Annotated in this window: 11 protein-coding genes and 2 rRNA genes; all 13 read left to right on the top strand. The window is 62.9% G+C overall.

Annotated elements, in window-relative coordinates; genetic code table 11:
• The first annotated feature begins 341 nt into the window (after positions 1-341).
• The 13 genes from BFN03_RS08795 to xerD all read left to right on the top strand — a co-directional run bounded on the left by BFN03_RS08795 (position 342) and on the right by xerD (position 15,424).
• Positions 342-3,476, top strand: a 23S ribosomal RNA gene (locus BFN03_RS08795).
• Positions 3,477-3,589: 113 nt separating this feature from the next.
• Positions 3,590-3,706: ribosomal RNA gene (gene rrf, locus BFN03_RS08790) — 5S ribosomal RNA — on the top strand.
• Between the two features lie 60 nt (positions 3,707-3,766).
• Positions 3,767-4,771: a hypothetical protein gene (locus tag BFN03_RS20115; RefSeq protein ID WP_084385556.1), complete on the top strand. Its 1,005-nt coding sequence runs from the start codon at positions 3,767-3,769 to the stop codon at positions 4,769-4,771.
• Positions 4,768-5,763 carry an HAD-IIA family hydrolase gene (locus tag BFN03_RS08780; RefSeq protein WP_070378694.1) on the top strand — a complete coding sequence of 332 codons (996 nt, stop codon included), beginning with the start codon at positions 4,768-4,770 and terminating at the stop codon, positions 5,761-5,763. The genes BFN03_RS20115 and BFN03_RS08780 overlap by 4 nt, the downstream gene beginning before the upstream one ends.
• A 76-nt stretch (positions 5,764-5,839) precedes the next feature.
• On the top strand, positions 5,840-6,067 hold the full coding sequence (locus BFN03_RS08775; protein WP_070378693.1) for a hypothetical protein: 228 nt from the start codon (positions 5,840-5,842) through the stop codon (positions 6,065-6,067).
• A 1-nt stretch (position 6,068) separates the two neighbouring features.
• Positions 6,069-6,899, top strand: a complete 831-nt coding sequence (locus BFN03_RS08770) for a TlyA family RNA methyltransferase (protein WP_070378692.1) — start codon at positions 6,069-6,071, stop codon at positions 6,897-6,899.
• The gene (locus tag BFN03_RS08765) at positions 6,896-7,858 is read left to right on the top strand and encodes an NAD kinase (protein ID WP_070378691.1); all 963 of its coding nucleotides are present in this window, start codon (positions 6,896-6,898) and stop codon (positions 7,856-7,858) included. The genes BFN03_RS08770 and BFN03_RS08765 overlap by 4 nt, the downstream gene beginning before the upstream one ends.
• Before the next feature lie 2 nt (positions 7,859-7,860).
• Positions 7,861-9,633 (top strand): DNA repair protein RecN, encoded by a 1,773-nt coding sequence (gene recN, locus BFN03_RS08760; protein WP_070380751.1) that lies wholly within the window; start codon positions 7,861-7,863, stop codon positions 9,631-9,633.
• Between the two features lie 102 nt (positions 9,634-9,735).
• Entirely contained in the window at positions 9,736-10,920 is a 1,185-nt protein-coding gene (gene steA / locus BFN03_RS08755; RefSeq protein ID WP_070378690.1) for a putative cytokinetic ring protein SteA, read from the top strand.
• Positions 10,917-11,867, top strand: coding sequence for a copper transporter (locus tag BFN03_RS08750; protein WP_070378689.1), 951 nt, complete (start codon positions 10,917-10,919; stop codon positions 11,865-11,867). Before steA ends, BFN03_RS08750 begins: the two co-directional genes overlap by 4 nt.
• A gap of 140 nt (positions 11,868-12,007) precedes the next feature.
• Positions 12,008-13,816 (top strand): CTP synthase, encoded by a 1,809-nt coding sequence (locus BFN03_RS08745; RefSeq protein ID WP_070380750.1) that lies wholly within the window; start codon positions 12,008-12,010, stop codon positions 13,814-13,816.
• Between the two features lie 11 nt (positions 13,817-13,827).
• Positions 13,828-14,490: an NUDIX domain-containing protein gene (locus BFN03_RS08740; protein WP_070378688.1), complete on the top strand. Its 663-nt coding sequence runs from the start codon at positions 13,828-13,830 to the stop codon at positions 14,488-14,490.
• A 10-nt stretch (positions 14,491-14,500) separates the two neighbouring features.
• Positions 14,501-15,424, top strand: a complete 924-nt coding sequence (gene xerD, locus BFN03_RS08735; protein WP_070378687.1) for a site-specific tyrosine recombinase XerD — start codon at positions 14,501-14,503, stop codon at positions 15,422-15,424.
• Positions 15,425-15,445: the final 21 nt, after the last annotated feature.

Below are 15,445 nucleotides of genomic sequence, written 5' to 3'. Positions count from 1 at the left end.
CATTCTCCAGACGTGTACCGCCGAGGAGTCGGTGGATGATGTTCTGGCAGAGCCCATTACGGACACGATCGTTGTTCGGTGGGAGCTCATGGGTGGAACACTGACAGCTATTCTTCTTCATTTGCCGCCGGCCCGTGTGCTGGTGGGAGGAAGGGTTATATCGGCGCACTGTTGGGTCCTGAGAGAACACGTGATGTGTTTCCTCTCGAGGAAAGAAACGACAGGCGGGAAACTGCAGTCATACCGCAGCGAGGGCGTGAGTTCTTGTTGGTTTGGTGTCTGTGTGGGGTTTTCCGGTTGTGTGTTGTTTGAGAACTGCACAGTGGACGCGAGCATCTTTGTTGTAAGTGTTTAAGAGCGTACGGTGGATGCCTTGGCACCAGGAGCCGATGAAGGACGTGGGAGGCTGCGATAAGCCTCGGGGAGCTGTCAACCGAGCTGAGATCCGAGGGTGTCCGAATGGGGAAACCCAGCACGAGTGATGTCGTGTTACCTGCACCTGAATGTATAGGGTGTGTGGAGGGAACGTGGGGAAGTGAAACATCTCAGTACCCACAGGAAGAGAAAACAAGAGTGATTCCGTTAGTAGTGGCGAGCGAACGCGGATGAGGCTAAACCATGGATGTGTGATAACCGGCAGGTGTTGCATTCGTGGGGTTGTGGGGTTCGCCTGTGTCGATACTGCCGTGTCGGCCGACAGTGAGAAATTGCCGTGTTAGTGGAAGTGGTCTGGAACGGCCTGCCGTAGTGGGTGAGAGTCCCGTACACGAAAACATGGTGACTGTTGTGGCGGATACCCGAGTAGCACCGGGCCCGTGAAATCTGGTGTGAATCTGTCGGGACCACCCGATAAGCCTGAATACTCCCTGGTGACCGATAGCGGACTAGTACCGTGAGGGAAAGGTGAAAAGTACCCCGGGAGGGGAGTGAAATAGTACCTGAAACCGTGCGCTTACAATCCGTCAGAGCCGGTGCACATTTCGGTGTGGCTGGTGATGGCGTGCCTTTTGAAGAATGAGCCTGCGAGTTAGTGGCATGTCGCGAGGTTAACCCGTGTGGGGTAGCCGTAGCGAAAGCGAGTCCGAATAGGGCGCCCATAGTGGCATGTTCTAGACCCGAAGCGGAGTGATCTACCCATGGCCAGGTTGAAGCGACGGTAAGACGTCGTGGAGGACCGAACCCACTTAGGTTGAAAACTGAGGGGATGAGTTGTGGGTAGGGGTGAAAGGCCAATCAAACTCCGTGATAGCTGGTTCTCCCCGAAATGCATTTAGGTGCAGCGTCGCGTGTTTCTCACCGGAGGTAGAGCTACTGGATGGTCTAGGGGGCCTACAAGCTTACCGAAATCAGCCAAACTCCGAATGCCGGTGAGTGAGAGCGCGGCAGTGAGACTGCGGGGGATAAGCTTCGTAGTCGAGAGGGAAACAGCCCAGATCGCCGGCTAAGGTCCCTAAGCGTGTACTAAGTGGAAAAGGATGTGGGGTCGCGAAGACAACCAGGAGGTTGGCTTAGAAGCAGCCACCCTTGAAAGAGTGCGTAATAGCTCACTGGTCAAGTGATCCTGCGCCGACAATGTAGCGGGGCTCAAGTACACCACCGAAGCCGCGGCACTCACACATGAACTTCATGCACAGCCACGGTTGTGTGTGCAGGTGTGTGGGTGGGTAGGGGAGCGTCGTGTGGCCAGGGAAGCAGCAGTGTGAACTAGTTGTGGAGGCCACGCGAGTGAGAATGCAGGCATGAGTAGCGAAAGACGAGTGAGAAACTCGTCCGCCGAATGACCAAGGGTTCCTGGGCCAGGTTAATCCGCCCAGGGTGAGTCGGGACCTAAGACGAGGCCGACAGGCGTAGCCGATGGACAACGGGTTGATATTCCCGTACCCGTGTGAACGCGCCCCTGGTGAATCAGTGATGCTAAGCGCCCTGAAACCTGTCATGTGCCTTCGGGTGTGTGGTGGGTGGATGCGCGTGAACCGAGCTGGTAGTAGCCAAGCGATGGGGTGACGCAGGAAGGTAGCTGAGCCAGTCAGTGGTAATACTGGTGTAAGCCGGTAGGGCGAACGGTAGGCAAATCCGCCGTTCATATGCCTGAGAGGTGACGCATAGCCGAATGAGGCGAATTCAGTGATCCTATGCTGCCGAGAAAAGCCTCTAGCGAGCTTTCACACGGCCCGTACCCCAAACCGACACAGGTGGTCAGGTAGAGAATACTAAGGCGATCGAGAGAACTATGGTTAAGGAACTCGGCAAAATGCCCCCGTAACTTCGGGAGAAGGGGGGCCCTGTCCGGTGACGGAATGTACTTCCCGAGCTGGGTGGGGCCGCAGAGACCAGTGAGAAGCGACTGTTTACTAAAAACACAGGTCCGTGCGAAGTCGTAAGACGATGTATACGGACTGACGCCTGCCCGGTGCTGGAAGGTTAAGAGGACCGGTTAGCGGATTCGTCCGCGAAGCTGAGAATTTAAGCCCCAGTAAACGGCGGTGGTAACTATAACCATCCTAAGGTAGCGAAATTCCTTGTCGGGTAAGTTCCGACCTGCACGAATGGCGTAACGACTTCTCAGCTGTCTCAACCATAGACTCGGCGAAATTGCATTACGAGTAAAGATGCTCGTTACGCGCGGCAGGACGAAAAGACCCCGGGACCTTCACTACAGCTTGGTATTGGTGTTCGGTTCGGTTTGTGTAGGATAGGTGGGAGACTGTGAAGCGGCCACGCCAGTGGTGGTGGAGTCGTTGTTGAAATACCACTCTGATCGAATTGGACCTCTAACCTCGGACCATGATCTGGTTCAGGGACAGTGCCTGGTGGGTAGTTTAACTGGGGCGGTTGCCTCCCAAAATGTAACGGAGGCGCCCAAAGGTTCCCTCAGCCTGGTTGGCAATCAGGTGTCGAGTGCAAGTGCACAAGGGAGCTTGACTGTGAGACTGACGGGTCGAGCAGGGACGAAAGTCGGGACTAGTGATCCGGCACCGGCAAGTGGAAGCGGTGTCGCTCAACGGATAAAAGGTACCCCGGGGATAACAGGCTGATCTTCCCCAAGAGTCCATATCGACGGGATGGTTTGGCACCTCGATGTCGGCTCGTCGCATCCTGGGGCTGGAGTAGGTCCCAAGGGTTGGGCTGTTCGCCCATTAAAGCGGCACGCGAGCTGGGTTTAGAACGTCGTGAGACAGTTCGGTCTCTATCCGCCGCGCGCGTTAGAAACTTGAGGAAGGCTGTCCCTAGTACGAGAGGACCGGGACGGACGAACCTCTGGTGTGCCAGTTGTTCCGCCAGGAGCACTGCTGGTTAGCTACGTTCGGAAGGGATAACCGCTGAAAGCATCTAAGCGGGAAGCCTGTTCCAAGATGAGGTTTCTCACCCCCACGAGGGGGTAAGGCCCCCGGCAGACCACCGGGTTGATAGGCCAGAACTGGAAGTCCGGTAACGGATGGAGGTGACTGGTACTAATAGGCCGAGGACTTACCACGAAGAAGCTACGCGTCCACTGTGCGGTATCTGAAACAACACACAAATACCCCCGAACCACCCGGCCCCATCGGCTGGTTCCCGGTTCCGGGGGAGTGTGACAGTTTCATAGAGTTACGGCGGTCATAGCGGAGGGGAAACGCCCGGTCCCATTCCGAACCCGGAAGCTAAGCCCTCCAGCGCCGATGGTACTGCACCCGGCAGGGTGTGGGAGAGTAGGACACCGCCGAACACCCGTTAACGAAAGGGGACCCGACATACTGGGTCCCCTTTCGTGTTTTGTGTGAAAGGAATGACTGTGTCGGACAGTGACGGCGGGTCGGAAAGCAGCGACGGACGTCGATCCTTCCGCGGAGGCGGTGCCTCCCATGGTGATCGTGGCGGTGCCTCCCATGGTGATCGTGGCGGTGCCTCCCATGGTCGTCGAGGCGGGACCTCCGATCGTGGCGGTGCCCAGCCGTCCGGCCGTGGTCGTGCGACGGGTGGTGCCCGTCGTGACTCGCGTGATATCCAGCGTGGTAACCGTGGCGACAGCCGCGGAGGAGGACCTCGGCGTGGAGGTGAGGGTGGATTCGCGCCACGCGGACGTGACGGGGACCGTCCACAGAGGCAGCAGCCGCGTCCGGAGGAGCCCGATCTTCCTGACGACATCGAGGCCGGCGAACTCCATCCCACAGTTCGCCGCGACTTGCTGAGCTTGGACAAGACGAATGCGGAAACGGTTGCGAGACACCTCGTGATGGCGGGCAAGCTCGTGGACGAAGATCCGCGCCTCGCATTGGCGCATGCACGTGCCGCGCGTCAGCGTGCCGGTCGTATCGCGGTTGTCCGTGAGGCTGCAGGTATCACCGCCTATCACGCCGGTGAATGGGCTGAGGCATTGTCGGAGTTGCGGGCTGCTCGTCGTATGGCCGGTGGTCCCGGCCTGCTCGCCGTGATGGCGGACTGTGAACGTGGGCTCGGCCGTCCCGAGCGTGCGATCGAACTAGGGCGAAGCGAGGAAGCTGCCGCACTGTCAGGTGACGAGGCTGCCGAGCTGCGGATGGTTGTGGCCGGAGCGCGCATGGATCTTGGACAGTTCGATCAGGCGGTGGTCACTCTGCAGACACCGGATCTCGACGCCTCGCGCAGCGGTTCCGGCGCTGCGCGCCTTTTCTACGCATATGCGGATGCCCTGGTAGCGGCTGGCCGTGTCGAAGACGGACTCCAGTGGTTCCTCAACTCGGCTGCGGCCGATATCGAGGGTGAGACCGATGCGGAGGAGCGTGTGGCTGAGCTGACCGGGGATGATCAGTGACGCTTCTGCGCGACGGATACGACGCCCTGCTGCTTGACCTCGATGGCACTCTGTACCACGGTGAACTGGAAGTTCCGGGTGCTCGCGAGGCCTTGGCGTCCGGAACACAATCGTTGTGCTACGTGACCAACAACGCCAGTCGCGGGCCAAGCGAGGTTGCCGAGCACTTGACCGAACTCGGATTCGATGCCGACGAGTCGCGGGTAGTGACGAGTGCGCAGTCCGCGGCCCGACTGCTTACCGAGAACCTTGACCCCGACTCTGCGGTTCTTGTCGTCGGCACCGAGGCGTTGGCCGACGAAGTCCGCCACGTCGGGTTGCGTCCGGTTCGCTCTTTCGAGGATTCACCGGCGGCCGTGGTTCAGGGGCATTCGCCGACCACGGGTTGGGCGATCCTCGCTGAGGCGACACTTGCGATCCGGTCTGGCGCGGTGTGGGTGGCGGCGAACCTCGATTCGACCCTCCCGACAGGGCGGGGACTGGTCCTGGGTAACGGCTCGATGGTGGCGGCACTGCGAACCGCCACGTCCCGAGAGCCTCTCGTGGCGGGAAAGCCTGCTGCACCACTGCTGGAGGACGCTATACGGCAGAGCGAGAGTGTCCGGCCGTTGGTGGTTGGCGACAGGCTTGATACCGACATCGAGGGCGCGGCCACGGTTGGTGCCGATTCCTTGCTGGTACTCACGGGGGTTAGCACGCCGCTCGACGTGTTGCGTGCCGCCGAAAGTCAACGTCCGACTTATCTCGCCGCGGGCTTGGATGCATTGAACGCGCCTGCTGAGCATTCGCGCATCCGTGAGGACTCCCGATGGTCGGTCGAGTTCGACGGCACAGATCTGGTGATCGAATCGGTCGCCCCCTCTACCGAATCGTTGGATTCGCTCGAGGTGCTGCGGGCGGCCGCCGCCGTTGCCTGGAAGTTCCCCGATTTCGATCGTGTGATCTCGCCGTCACCTGCGGTGAGCGAGGTCGTGTCCGCGTGGCACAACTGATTCTTCGGAACTCGCGGAGCGCATCACGCGATTCGCTGCATGCGTATCGGAAAGCGATGCACTAGCGTTGGGCCTGATGAGCACGCCGATTCCGCGCCCGGGAAGCCATTTGCCCGGGCCCGCGCAGAGTGTCGACCCCGAGAAGATCCACGCGGAGGTCGAAGGACTGTTGTCACGTCTCGAAACTGTCGAACCGGACCCTGGGGACGAGCACGGAATCGGAGTGATTCCGCGCAAAGCACACATCCTCGAGAAGGCACACGACGTGCTGGTGGAGGCCCTCGCCACAGTGGACAAGGTCTGAGGTGGCCCGTCGAGCACGGGTGGACGCCGAACTCGTCCGCCGGGGACTTGCCCGGTCCCGTGAGCATGCGCAAGAACTCATAGCCTCCGGCCGAATACTGATCTCGGGTGTGGCGGCTACCAAGCCGGCAACCGCCGTAGAGGCGGGAACGCCCTTGCGGGTCGTCGAAGTCGACAACGAGGTGTCCTGGGCCTCACGAGGTGCGCACAAGCTCCTCGGCGCACTGGAGGCCTTCGGGCCTCGAGGCCTCGAGGTCGAGGGGAAGCGATGCCTCGATGCCGGAGCCTCGACCGGCGGCTTCACCGATGTTCTCCTGCACCGGGGCGCACAGGAGGTGGTAGCAGTAGATGTCGGATACGGCCAGTTGGTGTGGCGACTGCAGTCCGACGAGCGCGTACGTGTGGTGGATCGGACGAATGTGCGTTCTCTCGATGGCGACCAGATCGGCGGTCGGGTCGATCTCGTGGTCGCGGATCTGTCTTTCATCTCCCTGAAATTGGTCCTCCCGGCTTTCGTCGCCTGTATCGCCGAGGGTGCGGATCTGATTCCGATGGTGAAGCCGCAGTTCGAGGTCGGCAAAGACAACGTGGGTTCGGGCGGGGTGGTGCGAGACCCGCAATTGCGTACGGCGGCAGTCCTCGAAGTCGCGAATGCTGCTGCCTCGCTAGGGTTGCGTACTGTCGGCGCGGTGGCGAGCCCGTTGCCAGGGCCATCGGGCAACGTAGAATATTTCCTTTGGCTCCGGGCGGAAGACACATCGCAGACCGATACCGACTCGGCAGAGTCGGCAGAAGAATTGATTCGTGCCGCGGTGCGGGAGGGACCACAGTGAGCGGGCTAAGCGGCGGTGCCCAGACGCGAGAGCGGGAGATCCTGCTCGTAGCGCATCCGGGGCGCGCAGAGATCACCGAGACGGCGCGTCGGATGGGCAAGATATTCGAGCGCGCGGGCATCGGGTTGCGTGTTCTGGTCGACGAGGTAGACGGCACCCGTATCGAACCGATGAACGCCACGGCGGCAGACGAATTTCTGGTTCCCGGCCTGGAAGTGACCGTCGTGCAGGCTGGGCCGGATGCTGCCCGCGGATGCGAGATGGTGCTCGTACTCGGCGGAGACGGGACATTCCTGCGGGCGGCGGAACTTGCCCAGGCTGCGTCCATCCCGGTTCTCGGCATCAATCTGGGCCGCATCGGATTCCTTGCCGAGGCCGAGGCCGAGCATCTCGACGAAGCCCTCGCCCAGGTAGTGCGTCGCGAGTACCGCATCGAGCGCCGAATGACCCTCGACGTCCTCGTACGCGTCGAGGACGAGGTCATCGAGCGTGGCTGGGCGCTGAACGAGGCCAGCATCGAGAACCGCTCCCGGTTGGGTGTTCTGGAGGTGGCCCTGGAGGTTGACGGCCGCCCAGTGTCTGCATTCGGTTGCGACGGCGTCCTGGTCTCGACGCCCACGGGTTCGACGGCGTACGCGTTCTCGGCTGGAGGTCCGGTGGTGTGGCCGGAACTCGAAGCTCTGCTGGTGGTGCCCAGCAACGCGCATGCTCTGTTCGCGCGACCGCTGGTGACGAGCCCGGATTCACTGATCGCGGTGGAAACGATCGCAGGCAGTCACGAAGGCCTGGTGTTTTGCGATGGCAGGCGCACTCTCGAGCTCCCCGCAGGGGGCCGCGTCGAGGTGGTACGCGGCAAGGAACCGGTTCGTTGGGTTCGACTGGATTCGGCTCCGTTCGCCGACCGGATGGTGCGAAAGTTCGAGCTGCCCGTCACCGGGTGGCGGGGAAGGAAACCGTAGACGTGCTGGCAGAGATCAGGATCGATAGCCTCGGCGTGATCTCCGAGGCCTCGGCCCAGTTCCATGAAGGTTTGACGGTCCTCACCGGCGAGACCGGAGCGGGCAAGACGATGGTAGTGACCAGCTTGCATCTCCTCAGCGGTGCGCGCGCCGACGCAGGGCGTGTCCGTCTCGGGGCCTCGCGTGCGGTGGTGGAGGGTCGATTCATCACCGACGATGGCTCGGACCACGTCGAACGTACCGTTAGCCGGTTGCTCGAGTCCACGGGTGCTCAGCGGGACGAGGACGGCACCATCATCGCCGTGCGCACGGTCAGCGGCGACGGCCGATCCCGCGCCCATCTCGGCGGGCGAAGCGTTCCGGCAGGAGTCCTGTCCGAGTTCACCGATCCGCTGCTGACGGTTCACGGTCAAAACGATCAGCTGCGGCTGCTCCGGCCGGACCAGCAGTGTGCTGCGCTGGACCGTTTCGCCGACAAGACCGTCGGACCGCTGCTCGCCCGGTATCGCAAGTACCGCGACGAATGGATGAGCGCACGATCGGAGTTGCTCGAGCGGACCGGGCGAGCTCGTGAACTCGCGCAGCAGGTCGATCAGCTCGAGTTCGCGCTCAACGAGATCGACACTGTGGCACCTACACCGGGTGAGGACGAATCGATCGTTTCCGAGGTGCGCAGACTCAGCGACCTCGATTCATTGCGGTCGGCGGCACGGGACGCACAGACGGCACTCGCGGGAAGCGACGAGATGGACGGCGGCGACGTTCCGGCGCCTGCACTCGATCTGCTGTCGGAAGCGCGGACCAGGATCGAATCGGTCACCGACGCCGAACTGGACGGATTCGGGGCTCGCCTTGGGGAGGCGATCGCGGTTGTCACCGACGTGTCCGCAGACCTCACGAAGTACCTTGCTGGGCTTCCGGCCGATCCGGGAGCCCTCGATGCGTTGCTGTCGAGGCAGGCGCAACTGAAGAACTTGACCCGCAAGTACGCGGCGGACGTGGACGGCGTTCTGGAGTGGGCGGACAACGCGCGGTCGAGGCTCGAGAAGATCGACGTCTCTTCCGATGCTTTGGCGGCTCTCGCGAAGCAGGTCGAGGACTCAGCGGCGTCGGCGGCCGAGGCGGCATCGAAATTGTCGGCCGCCCGTGTGAAAGCCGCCGCCAAGCTTGCGAAGTCTGTCAGCTCGGAACTCTCCGGTCTGGCGATGGGTCGGGCATCACTCGAAGTATCGGTTCGACCGCGGGTCGCCGGATCGCAGGATCCGGCTCCGCTCACCGTGGACGGAGCCGAGCTGCATGCTGGGCGCTCGGGGGTCGACGAGGTGGAGTTCCGGCTGTCGGCTCACAGCGGAGCCCAGTCTCTGCCGATCAGTAAGAGTGCGTCCGGCGGTGAACTGTCGCGGGTGATGCTGGCTCTCGAAGTGGTTCTGGCAGGATCGGATTCGAGTGCCACGATGGTGTTCGACGAGGTCGACGCGGGTGTGGGTGGCCGTGCCGCCGTGGAGATCGGCCGACGACTCGCGCGACTGGCGCGGACTCATCAGGTCATCGTGGTGACCCACCTGCCGCAGGTGGCGGCGTTCGCGGATACTCACTTGGTGGTCGACAAGGTGGACAGCTCCGGTGGGGTCGTCAGCAGCGGAGTGCGCACGCTGACCGATGAAGAACGGGTGGTGGAACTGGCGCGGATGCTTGCCGGGCTCGACGACACCGAGACCGGCCGCGCGCACGCGGAGGAACTGTTGGCCACAGCCAACTCGGAACGTTCGGACTGAACGGACGAACGGTCGCGTGCAGTGGTGAGGTAGGAAGAGATGTGCTCGCACGTTCGGCGCGCCTCCACAGGTAGAGAACGAATCCGGTCCATCATCGAAGCCATGAAGTTGCCCGCACTGCGTTCACGTAACACCCAACCTTTGCCCGGGGTCAGCGGGATCGCCAGGGTGGATCGCAACACGGACAAGCTGCTGCGCCGTGTGGGACCGGGCGACGTTGTCGTCCTGGACGAGTTGGATCTTGATCGGCGCACCGCGGATGCCTTGGTGAAGGCCGGAGTTCTCGCGGTGATCAATGCATCTCCGTCGATCTCGGGGCGCTATCCCAATCTGGGGCCCGAGGTAATCGTCTCCAACGGGATCGCGTTGGTGGATTCGGTGGGCACCGAGGTCTTCAAGAACATCAAGGACGGCGGCAAGGTTCGCGTCCACGAGGGGGCGGTCTACTCCGGGGAGCGGCGTATCGCGAAAGGGGACGCGCAGACCGAGGCGGAGATCTCGGATCGGATGATCGAGGCGAAGACCGGCTTGGTCGACCATCTCGAGGCGTTCTCGGGTAACACGATCGAGTTCATCCGAACCGAGAGCCCGTTGCTGATCGATAGCGTAGGGGTCCCGGACGTGGACGTCGACATGAAGGAACGCCATGTCGTTATCGTGTCCGACGGGCCGGACCATGTGTCAGATCTCAAGAACCTCAAGCCCTTCATCAAGGAGTATTCGCCCATTCTCATCGGCGTCGGAACCGGGGCCGATGCCCTGAAGACTGCCGGATATCGGCCCGATCTCATCGTCGGTGACCCCGAGGCCATTTCCAGCGCCACACTGAAGTCGGGTGCTGAGGTGGTCCTGCCCGCGGATCAGGACGGCCACGCGCCCGGCCTGTCGCGCATCCAGGACCTCGGAATAGGCGCCATGACGTTCCCCGCGTCCGGGTCCCCGTCCGATCTGGCGTTGCTACTGGCGGATCACCACGGGGCGGCACTGATCGTCACTGTCGGCAGCACGGTGTCACTCGACGAGTTCTTCGACCGTGGTCGCCGCGACATCAACCCCTCGGCCTTCATGACCCGACTGAAGGTCGGGCCGAAACTGGTCGATGCGAAAGCGGTGGCCACTCTGTATCGGAGCAGGGTCTCGGGTGGGGCAATCGCGTTGCTGATCCTGGCCGCATTGGTGGCTGTGATCGTCGCTCTGGCGATGTCGAACGTGGGAGGAGAGGTGCTCGACTGGGCAGTCGCCACCTGGGACAGCTTCGTGTTGTGGGTTCAGGGATTCTTCAAGTGATTTCGCTGCGTCAGCACGTGGTCTCCATTGCGGCGATCTTTGTGGCTCTGGCGATCGGCGTGGTGATGGGATCCGGTCTGTTGTCGAGCGGTCTCGTCTCGGGGCTCCGTGACGACAAGGCCGGGTTGCAGGACGATATCGAGCGGGCGAACGAGCGCAACAATCAACTGTCCGAGCAGTTGAACTCGGCAGACGGATTCGATTCCGCGGTGGCAGGCCGCATTGTGGCGGATTCGCTCGCGCAGCGAACCGTGATGATCGTGACGACGCCGGACGCAGACCCCGCGGATCTCGACGGCATCAATCGGATTGTTGCCGCGGCGGGAGGGTCGGTGACAGGTCGGGTGTCGCTGACGGACGAGTTCGTCGATGCGACAGGAGGTGACCGATTGCGCACAGTGGTCAACAATGTGATCCCGGCGGGTGTCACACTGAGAACCGGCGCCGTCGATCAGGGAAGCCTAGCGGGCGACTTGCTCGGATCGGTGCTCCTGCTCGACAAGGGGACCGGTCAGCCGCAGAGTTCACCCGAGGAGATGGCGCTGGCTCTCGAGACGCTGCGCGGAGCGGGATTCATCAGCTACGGCGACGGCACGGTCCAACCGGCAGAGGTTGCGGTCGTGCTGACCGGTAATCACGACACGAATGATGGCGTCGGTGGCAACCGCGGCGCGGTGGTGGCCAGGTTCGCGGGTGCGCTCGATGCCCGCGGTGGTGGAACGGTCCTCACCGGCCGTCCTGGTTCGGCGCAGGGTAACGGGCCGATTGCCGTCGCCAGAGCAGACGCCGCGCTGTCGGCAACCTTGACCACGATCGACAACATCGACCGCGAGGCGGGGAAGATCACCGTTCCACTCGCCCTGCAGGAACAACTTGCCGGCGGTGCCGGCCGCTACGGAACGGGACCGGGTACCAGCGCTATTACGGTGGGGGTCGCGCCGTCGTAGTGCTCGTCACGCGGGTCGGTTCAATCTCGGCGCATTGTTTCCGGACATCCGCGGAGGTGTTACCGTGAAGTCCCGTGGGTCGGCAGGCCCCAGCATTGCTCGAACAGACCAAGCCCTGCACAGTCGTCACGGGAGCCCCTTTGTCACAGTCACGCACTCAGTCGCGTACCGCCACCAAGTACATCTTCGTGAGCGGCGGCGTCGCCTCCTCGCTCGGTAAGGGCCTCACTGCCTCGAGTCTCGGGCAACTGCTGACCGCGCGGGGTATGCGCGTGACCATGCAGAAGCTGGATCCGTACCTCAACGTCGATCCGGGCACGATGAACCCCTTCCAGCACGGCGAGGTGTTCGTTACCGAGGACGGCGCCGAGACCGACCTCGACGTCGGCCACTACGAGCGCTTTCTCGACCGGGATCTTTCCGGCCAGGCCAATGTGACCACCGGCCAGGTGTATTCGACAGTCATCGCCAAGGAACGCCGTGGCGAGTATCTCGGTGACACCGTCCAGGTCATCCCGCACATCACGGACGAAATCAAGAGCCGGATCCTGGGGATGAGTGGGCCGGACCTTCAAGGGCACACGCCCGATGTCGTGATCACGGAGATCGGCGGCACCGTCGGCGACATCGAGTCACAACCGTTTCTGGAAGCTGCCCGCCAGGTGCGCCACGACGTCGGTCGTGACAACGTCTTCTTCCTCCACGTGTCGCTGGTCCCGTACCTTGCGCCGTCGGGTGAGTTGAAGACCAAGCCCACGCAGCACTCGGTTGCAGCGTTGCGGAGCATCGGCATCCAGCCCGACGCACTGATCTTGCGCTGTGATCGTCAGGTTCCCCCCGCGCTGAAGAACAAGATCGCGCTCATGTGCGACGTCGACGTCGATGGCTGCATTTCCACACCCGATGCCCCCTCGATCTACGACATCCCGAAGGTGCTTCACGGAGAGGGCCTCGATGCCTACGTGGTGCGCCAGCTGGGTCTGCCGTTCCGTGACGTCGACTGGACTGTCTGGGGTGACTTGCTCGAGCGGGTTCACGAGCCACGCGAGACGGTGCGTATCGCGCTCGTCGGGAAGTACGTCGACCTTCCGGACGCGTATCTGTCGGTAACCGAGGCACTGCGGGCCGGTGGGTTCGCCAACCGATCGAAAGTTGAGATCTCGTGGGTGCCGTCGGATGCGTGTGAGACCGAAGCCGGTGCGCAGGCCGCGCTCGGCGACGTGGACGGCGTGCTGATCCCTGGTGGATTCGGGATCCGCGGTATCGAGGGCAAGCTCGGTGCCATCGCGTATGCCAGGCACCGGAAGACTCCTCTGCTCGGAATTTGCCTCGGCCTGCAGTGCGTCGTGATCGAGGCAGCACGTAGCGTGGGCCTTGCTGACGCCAACTCCGCGGAGTTCGACCCTGCGACGGAGCATCCAGTGATCTCCACGATGGCCGATCAAGAGGACGCCGTCGCGGGGACTGCCGATCTCGGCGGCACGATGCGACTCGGCGCGTACCCCGCGACGCTGGCCAAGGGATCGGTCGTCGCGCAGGCGTACAGAAGCGAGCAGGTGTCGGAACGTCACCGCCACCGCTACGAGGTCAACAACGCATACCGGGACCGGATCGCAGAGAGCGGTCTCCGTTTCAGCGGAACGTCTCCGGACGGTCACCTCGTCGAGTTCGTGGAGTATCCGGCGGATCAGCACCCCTTCTTCGTCGCGACTCAGGCGCATCCAGAGTTGAAGAGCCGTCCGACGCGCCCGCACCCGCTGTTTGCCGCGTTCGTCGATGCCGCGCTGAAGCACAAGCTCGAAGAACGCCTTCCCGTGGACGTGCACGGTGGGGGGCGCGCGGTGACGGTAGTCTCCGCCGGCCAGGAGGGCGAGCCTGCTCATCGCGGGGAGATTGAATCGGTCGATACCGATCGTGACGAGGTCGCGTCGGTCGATACAGCTGGATAGGGCCCTAGGACATGCCCCACGCTGGTCGGCACGAGTTCGAGACGCTCGACTCGCGCACCGCCTACAGCGGCTCGATTCTGGCCCTCCGGGTCGATCGCGTCGCGATGCCGAATGGCCGAACGGCCGAACGTGAAGTCGTCGAGCATCATGGTGCGGTCGCAATCGTGGCGGTCGACGACGATGGCCGACTCGTTCTCATCCACCAGTACCGGCACCCGGTGGGCCGTCGGTTGTGGGAGATTCCGGCGGGGCTGCTCGACGAGCCGGGGGAGGACCCGGCTGAAGCCGCCCGGCGCGAACTTGCCGAAGAGACGGGACTTGGTGCTCACCGTTGGTCGGTCCTTGTGGATGTCCTTGTCTCACCTGGATTCACCGACGAATCGGTGCGGGTGTTCCTCGCCGAGGATCTCTACGAGGTGGGGCGACCGCACTCGGAGGACGAGGAGGCCGACCTCGATATCGAGCGTATTCCCTTAGACGAGGTGATATCGATGGTGCTGAGCGGGGTGATCGTCAACGCCACCGCGGTGTCGGGTGTGATGGCGCTGGCGGCCTTCCGGTCAGGTTCGGGCGCGGCCCTCGAACTCCGTGACGAGAATGCGCCCTGGGTCGATCGACCCGAGAGGTTCAGTGCGAGGAGTCGCTCGCACACATTCGGTGACGTAGCTGAGTAGGTGTGTCGTAGTGATTGCGAGGCAGGTGGATTCGTATCTCGATCACCTGGCTGTCGAGCGCGGAGCGGCACGCAACACCCTCAGTTCGTACCGGCGTGACCTCGAGCGATACCTGCGATTCCTCGCCGATCGAGGAATCACCGAAATCGGCCGGATTCGTGAACTTGACGTCAGTGATTTCGTGGTCATGTTGCGCACCGGTGACCCTGCTCACGATAATCCTCCGCTGGCAGCCAGTTCTGTTGCCCGCGCCTTGATTGCGGTGCGGGGTTTCCACCGGTTCGCCGTCGTCGAGGGAATGACCGCCGTCGATGTGGCCCGCGACATCCGCCCGCCGTCGTCGGCCAAGAAGCTTCCCTCCTCACTTCCTGTGAGCGAGGTGCTTTCGCTGCTGCAGGCGGTCGGTGGCGGGGGCCCGGCGGATGGCCCCAGGGTTGTCCGAGACCGTGCCCTGCTCGAGTTGTTGTACTCCACGGGCGCGCGGATCTCCGAGGCCGTCGGACTCGATGTCGACGACGTAGACACCCAGACTCGTTCGGTGCTGCTGCGCGGAAAAGGAGGAAAACAGCGGGTGGTCCCGGTCGGGCGGCCCGCCGTCGAAGCCCTGGACGCCTACCTGGTCCGGGGCCGTCCTGCGCTGCTGTCACGCGGAACCCCGGCGCTGTTCCTCAACGTCCGTGGTGGACGGCTCTCCCGGCAGAGCGGATGGAAGGTGCTACAAGACGCTGCCTCCGCGGCCGGGATCACTGCTGCAGTGTCGCCGCACACGCTCCGTCATTCGTTCGCGACCCATCTACTCGATGGGGGAGCCGACGTACGGGTCGTCCAGGAGTTACTGGGTCACGCCTCTGTGACGACGACCCAGATATATACGCTAGTTACAGTGGGAGCGCTGCGCGAAGTGTGGGCGGAGGCGCATCCCCGAGCACGGTGAGAGGGGGCGTGTCGGGGGGAG

Source organism: Rhodococcus sp. WMMA185 (genome assembly GCF_001767395.1).
Lineage (GTDB): Bacteria > Actinomycetota > Actinomycetes > Mycobacteriales > Mycobacteriaceae > Rhodococcus_F.
This window is presented reverse-complemented; position numbering and strand designations above follow the sequence as displayed.

Excerpts from the sequence above, each read along its gene's own strand:
- BFN03_RS20115 (WP_084385556.1), top strand. The coding sequence starts at position 3,767 with ATGACTGTGTCGGACAGTGACGGCGGGTCGGAAAGCAGCGACGGACGT.
- BFN03_RS08775 (WP_070378693.1), top strand. The coding sequence starts at position 5,840 with ATGAGCACGCCGATTCCGCGCCCGGGAAGCCATTTGCCCGGGCCCGCG.
- steA (WP_070378690.1), top strand. The coding sequence starts at position 9,736 with ATGAAGTTGCCCGCACTGCGTTCACGTAACACCCAACCTTTGCCCGGG.
- BFN03_RS08740 (WP_070378688.1), top strand. The coding sequence starts at position 13,828 with ATGCCCCACGCTGGTCGGCACGAGTTCGAGACGCTCGACTCGCGCACC.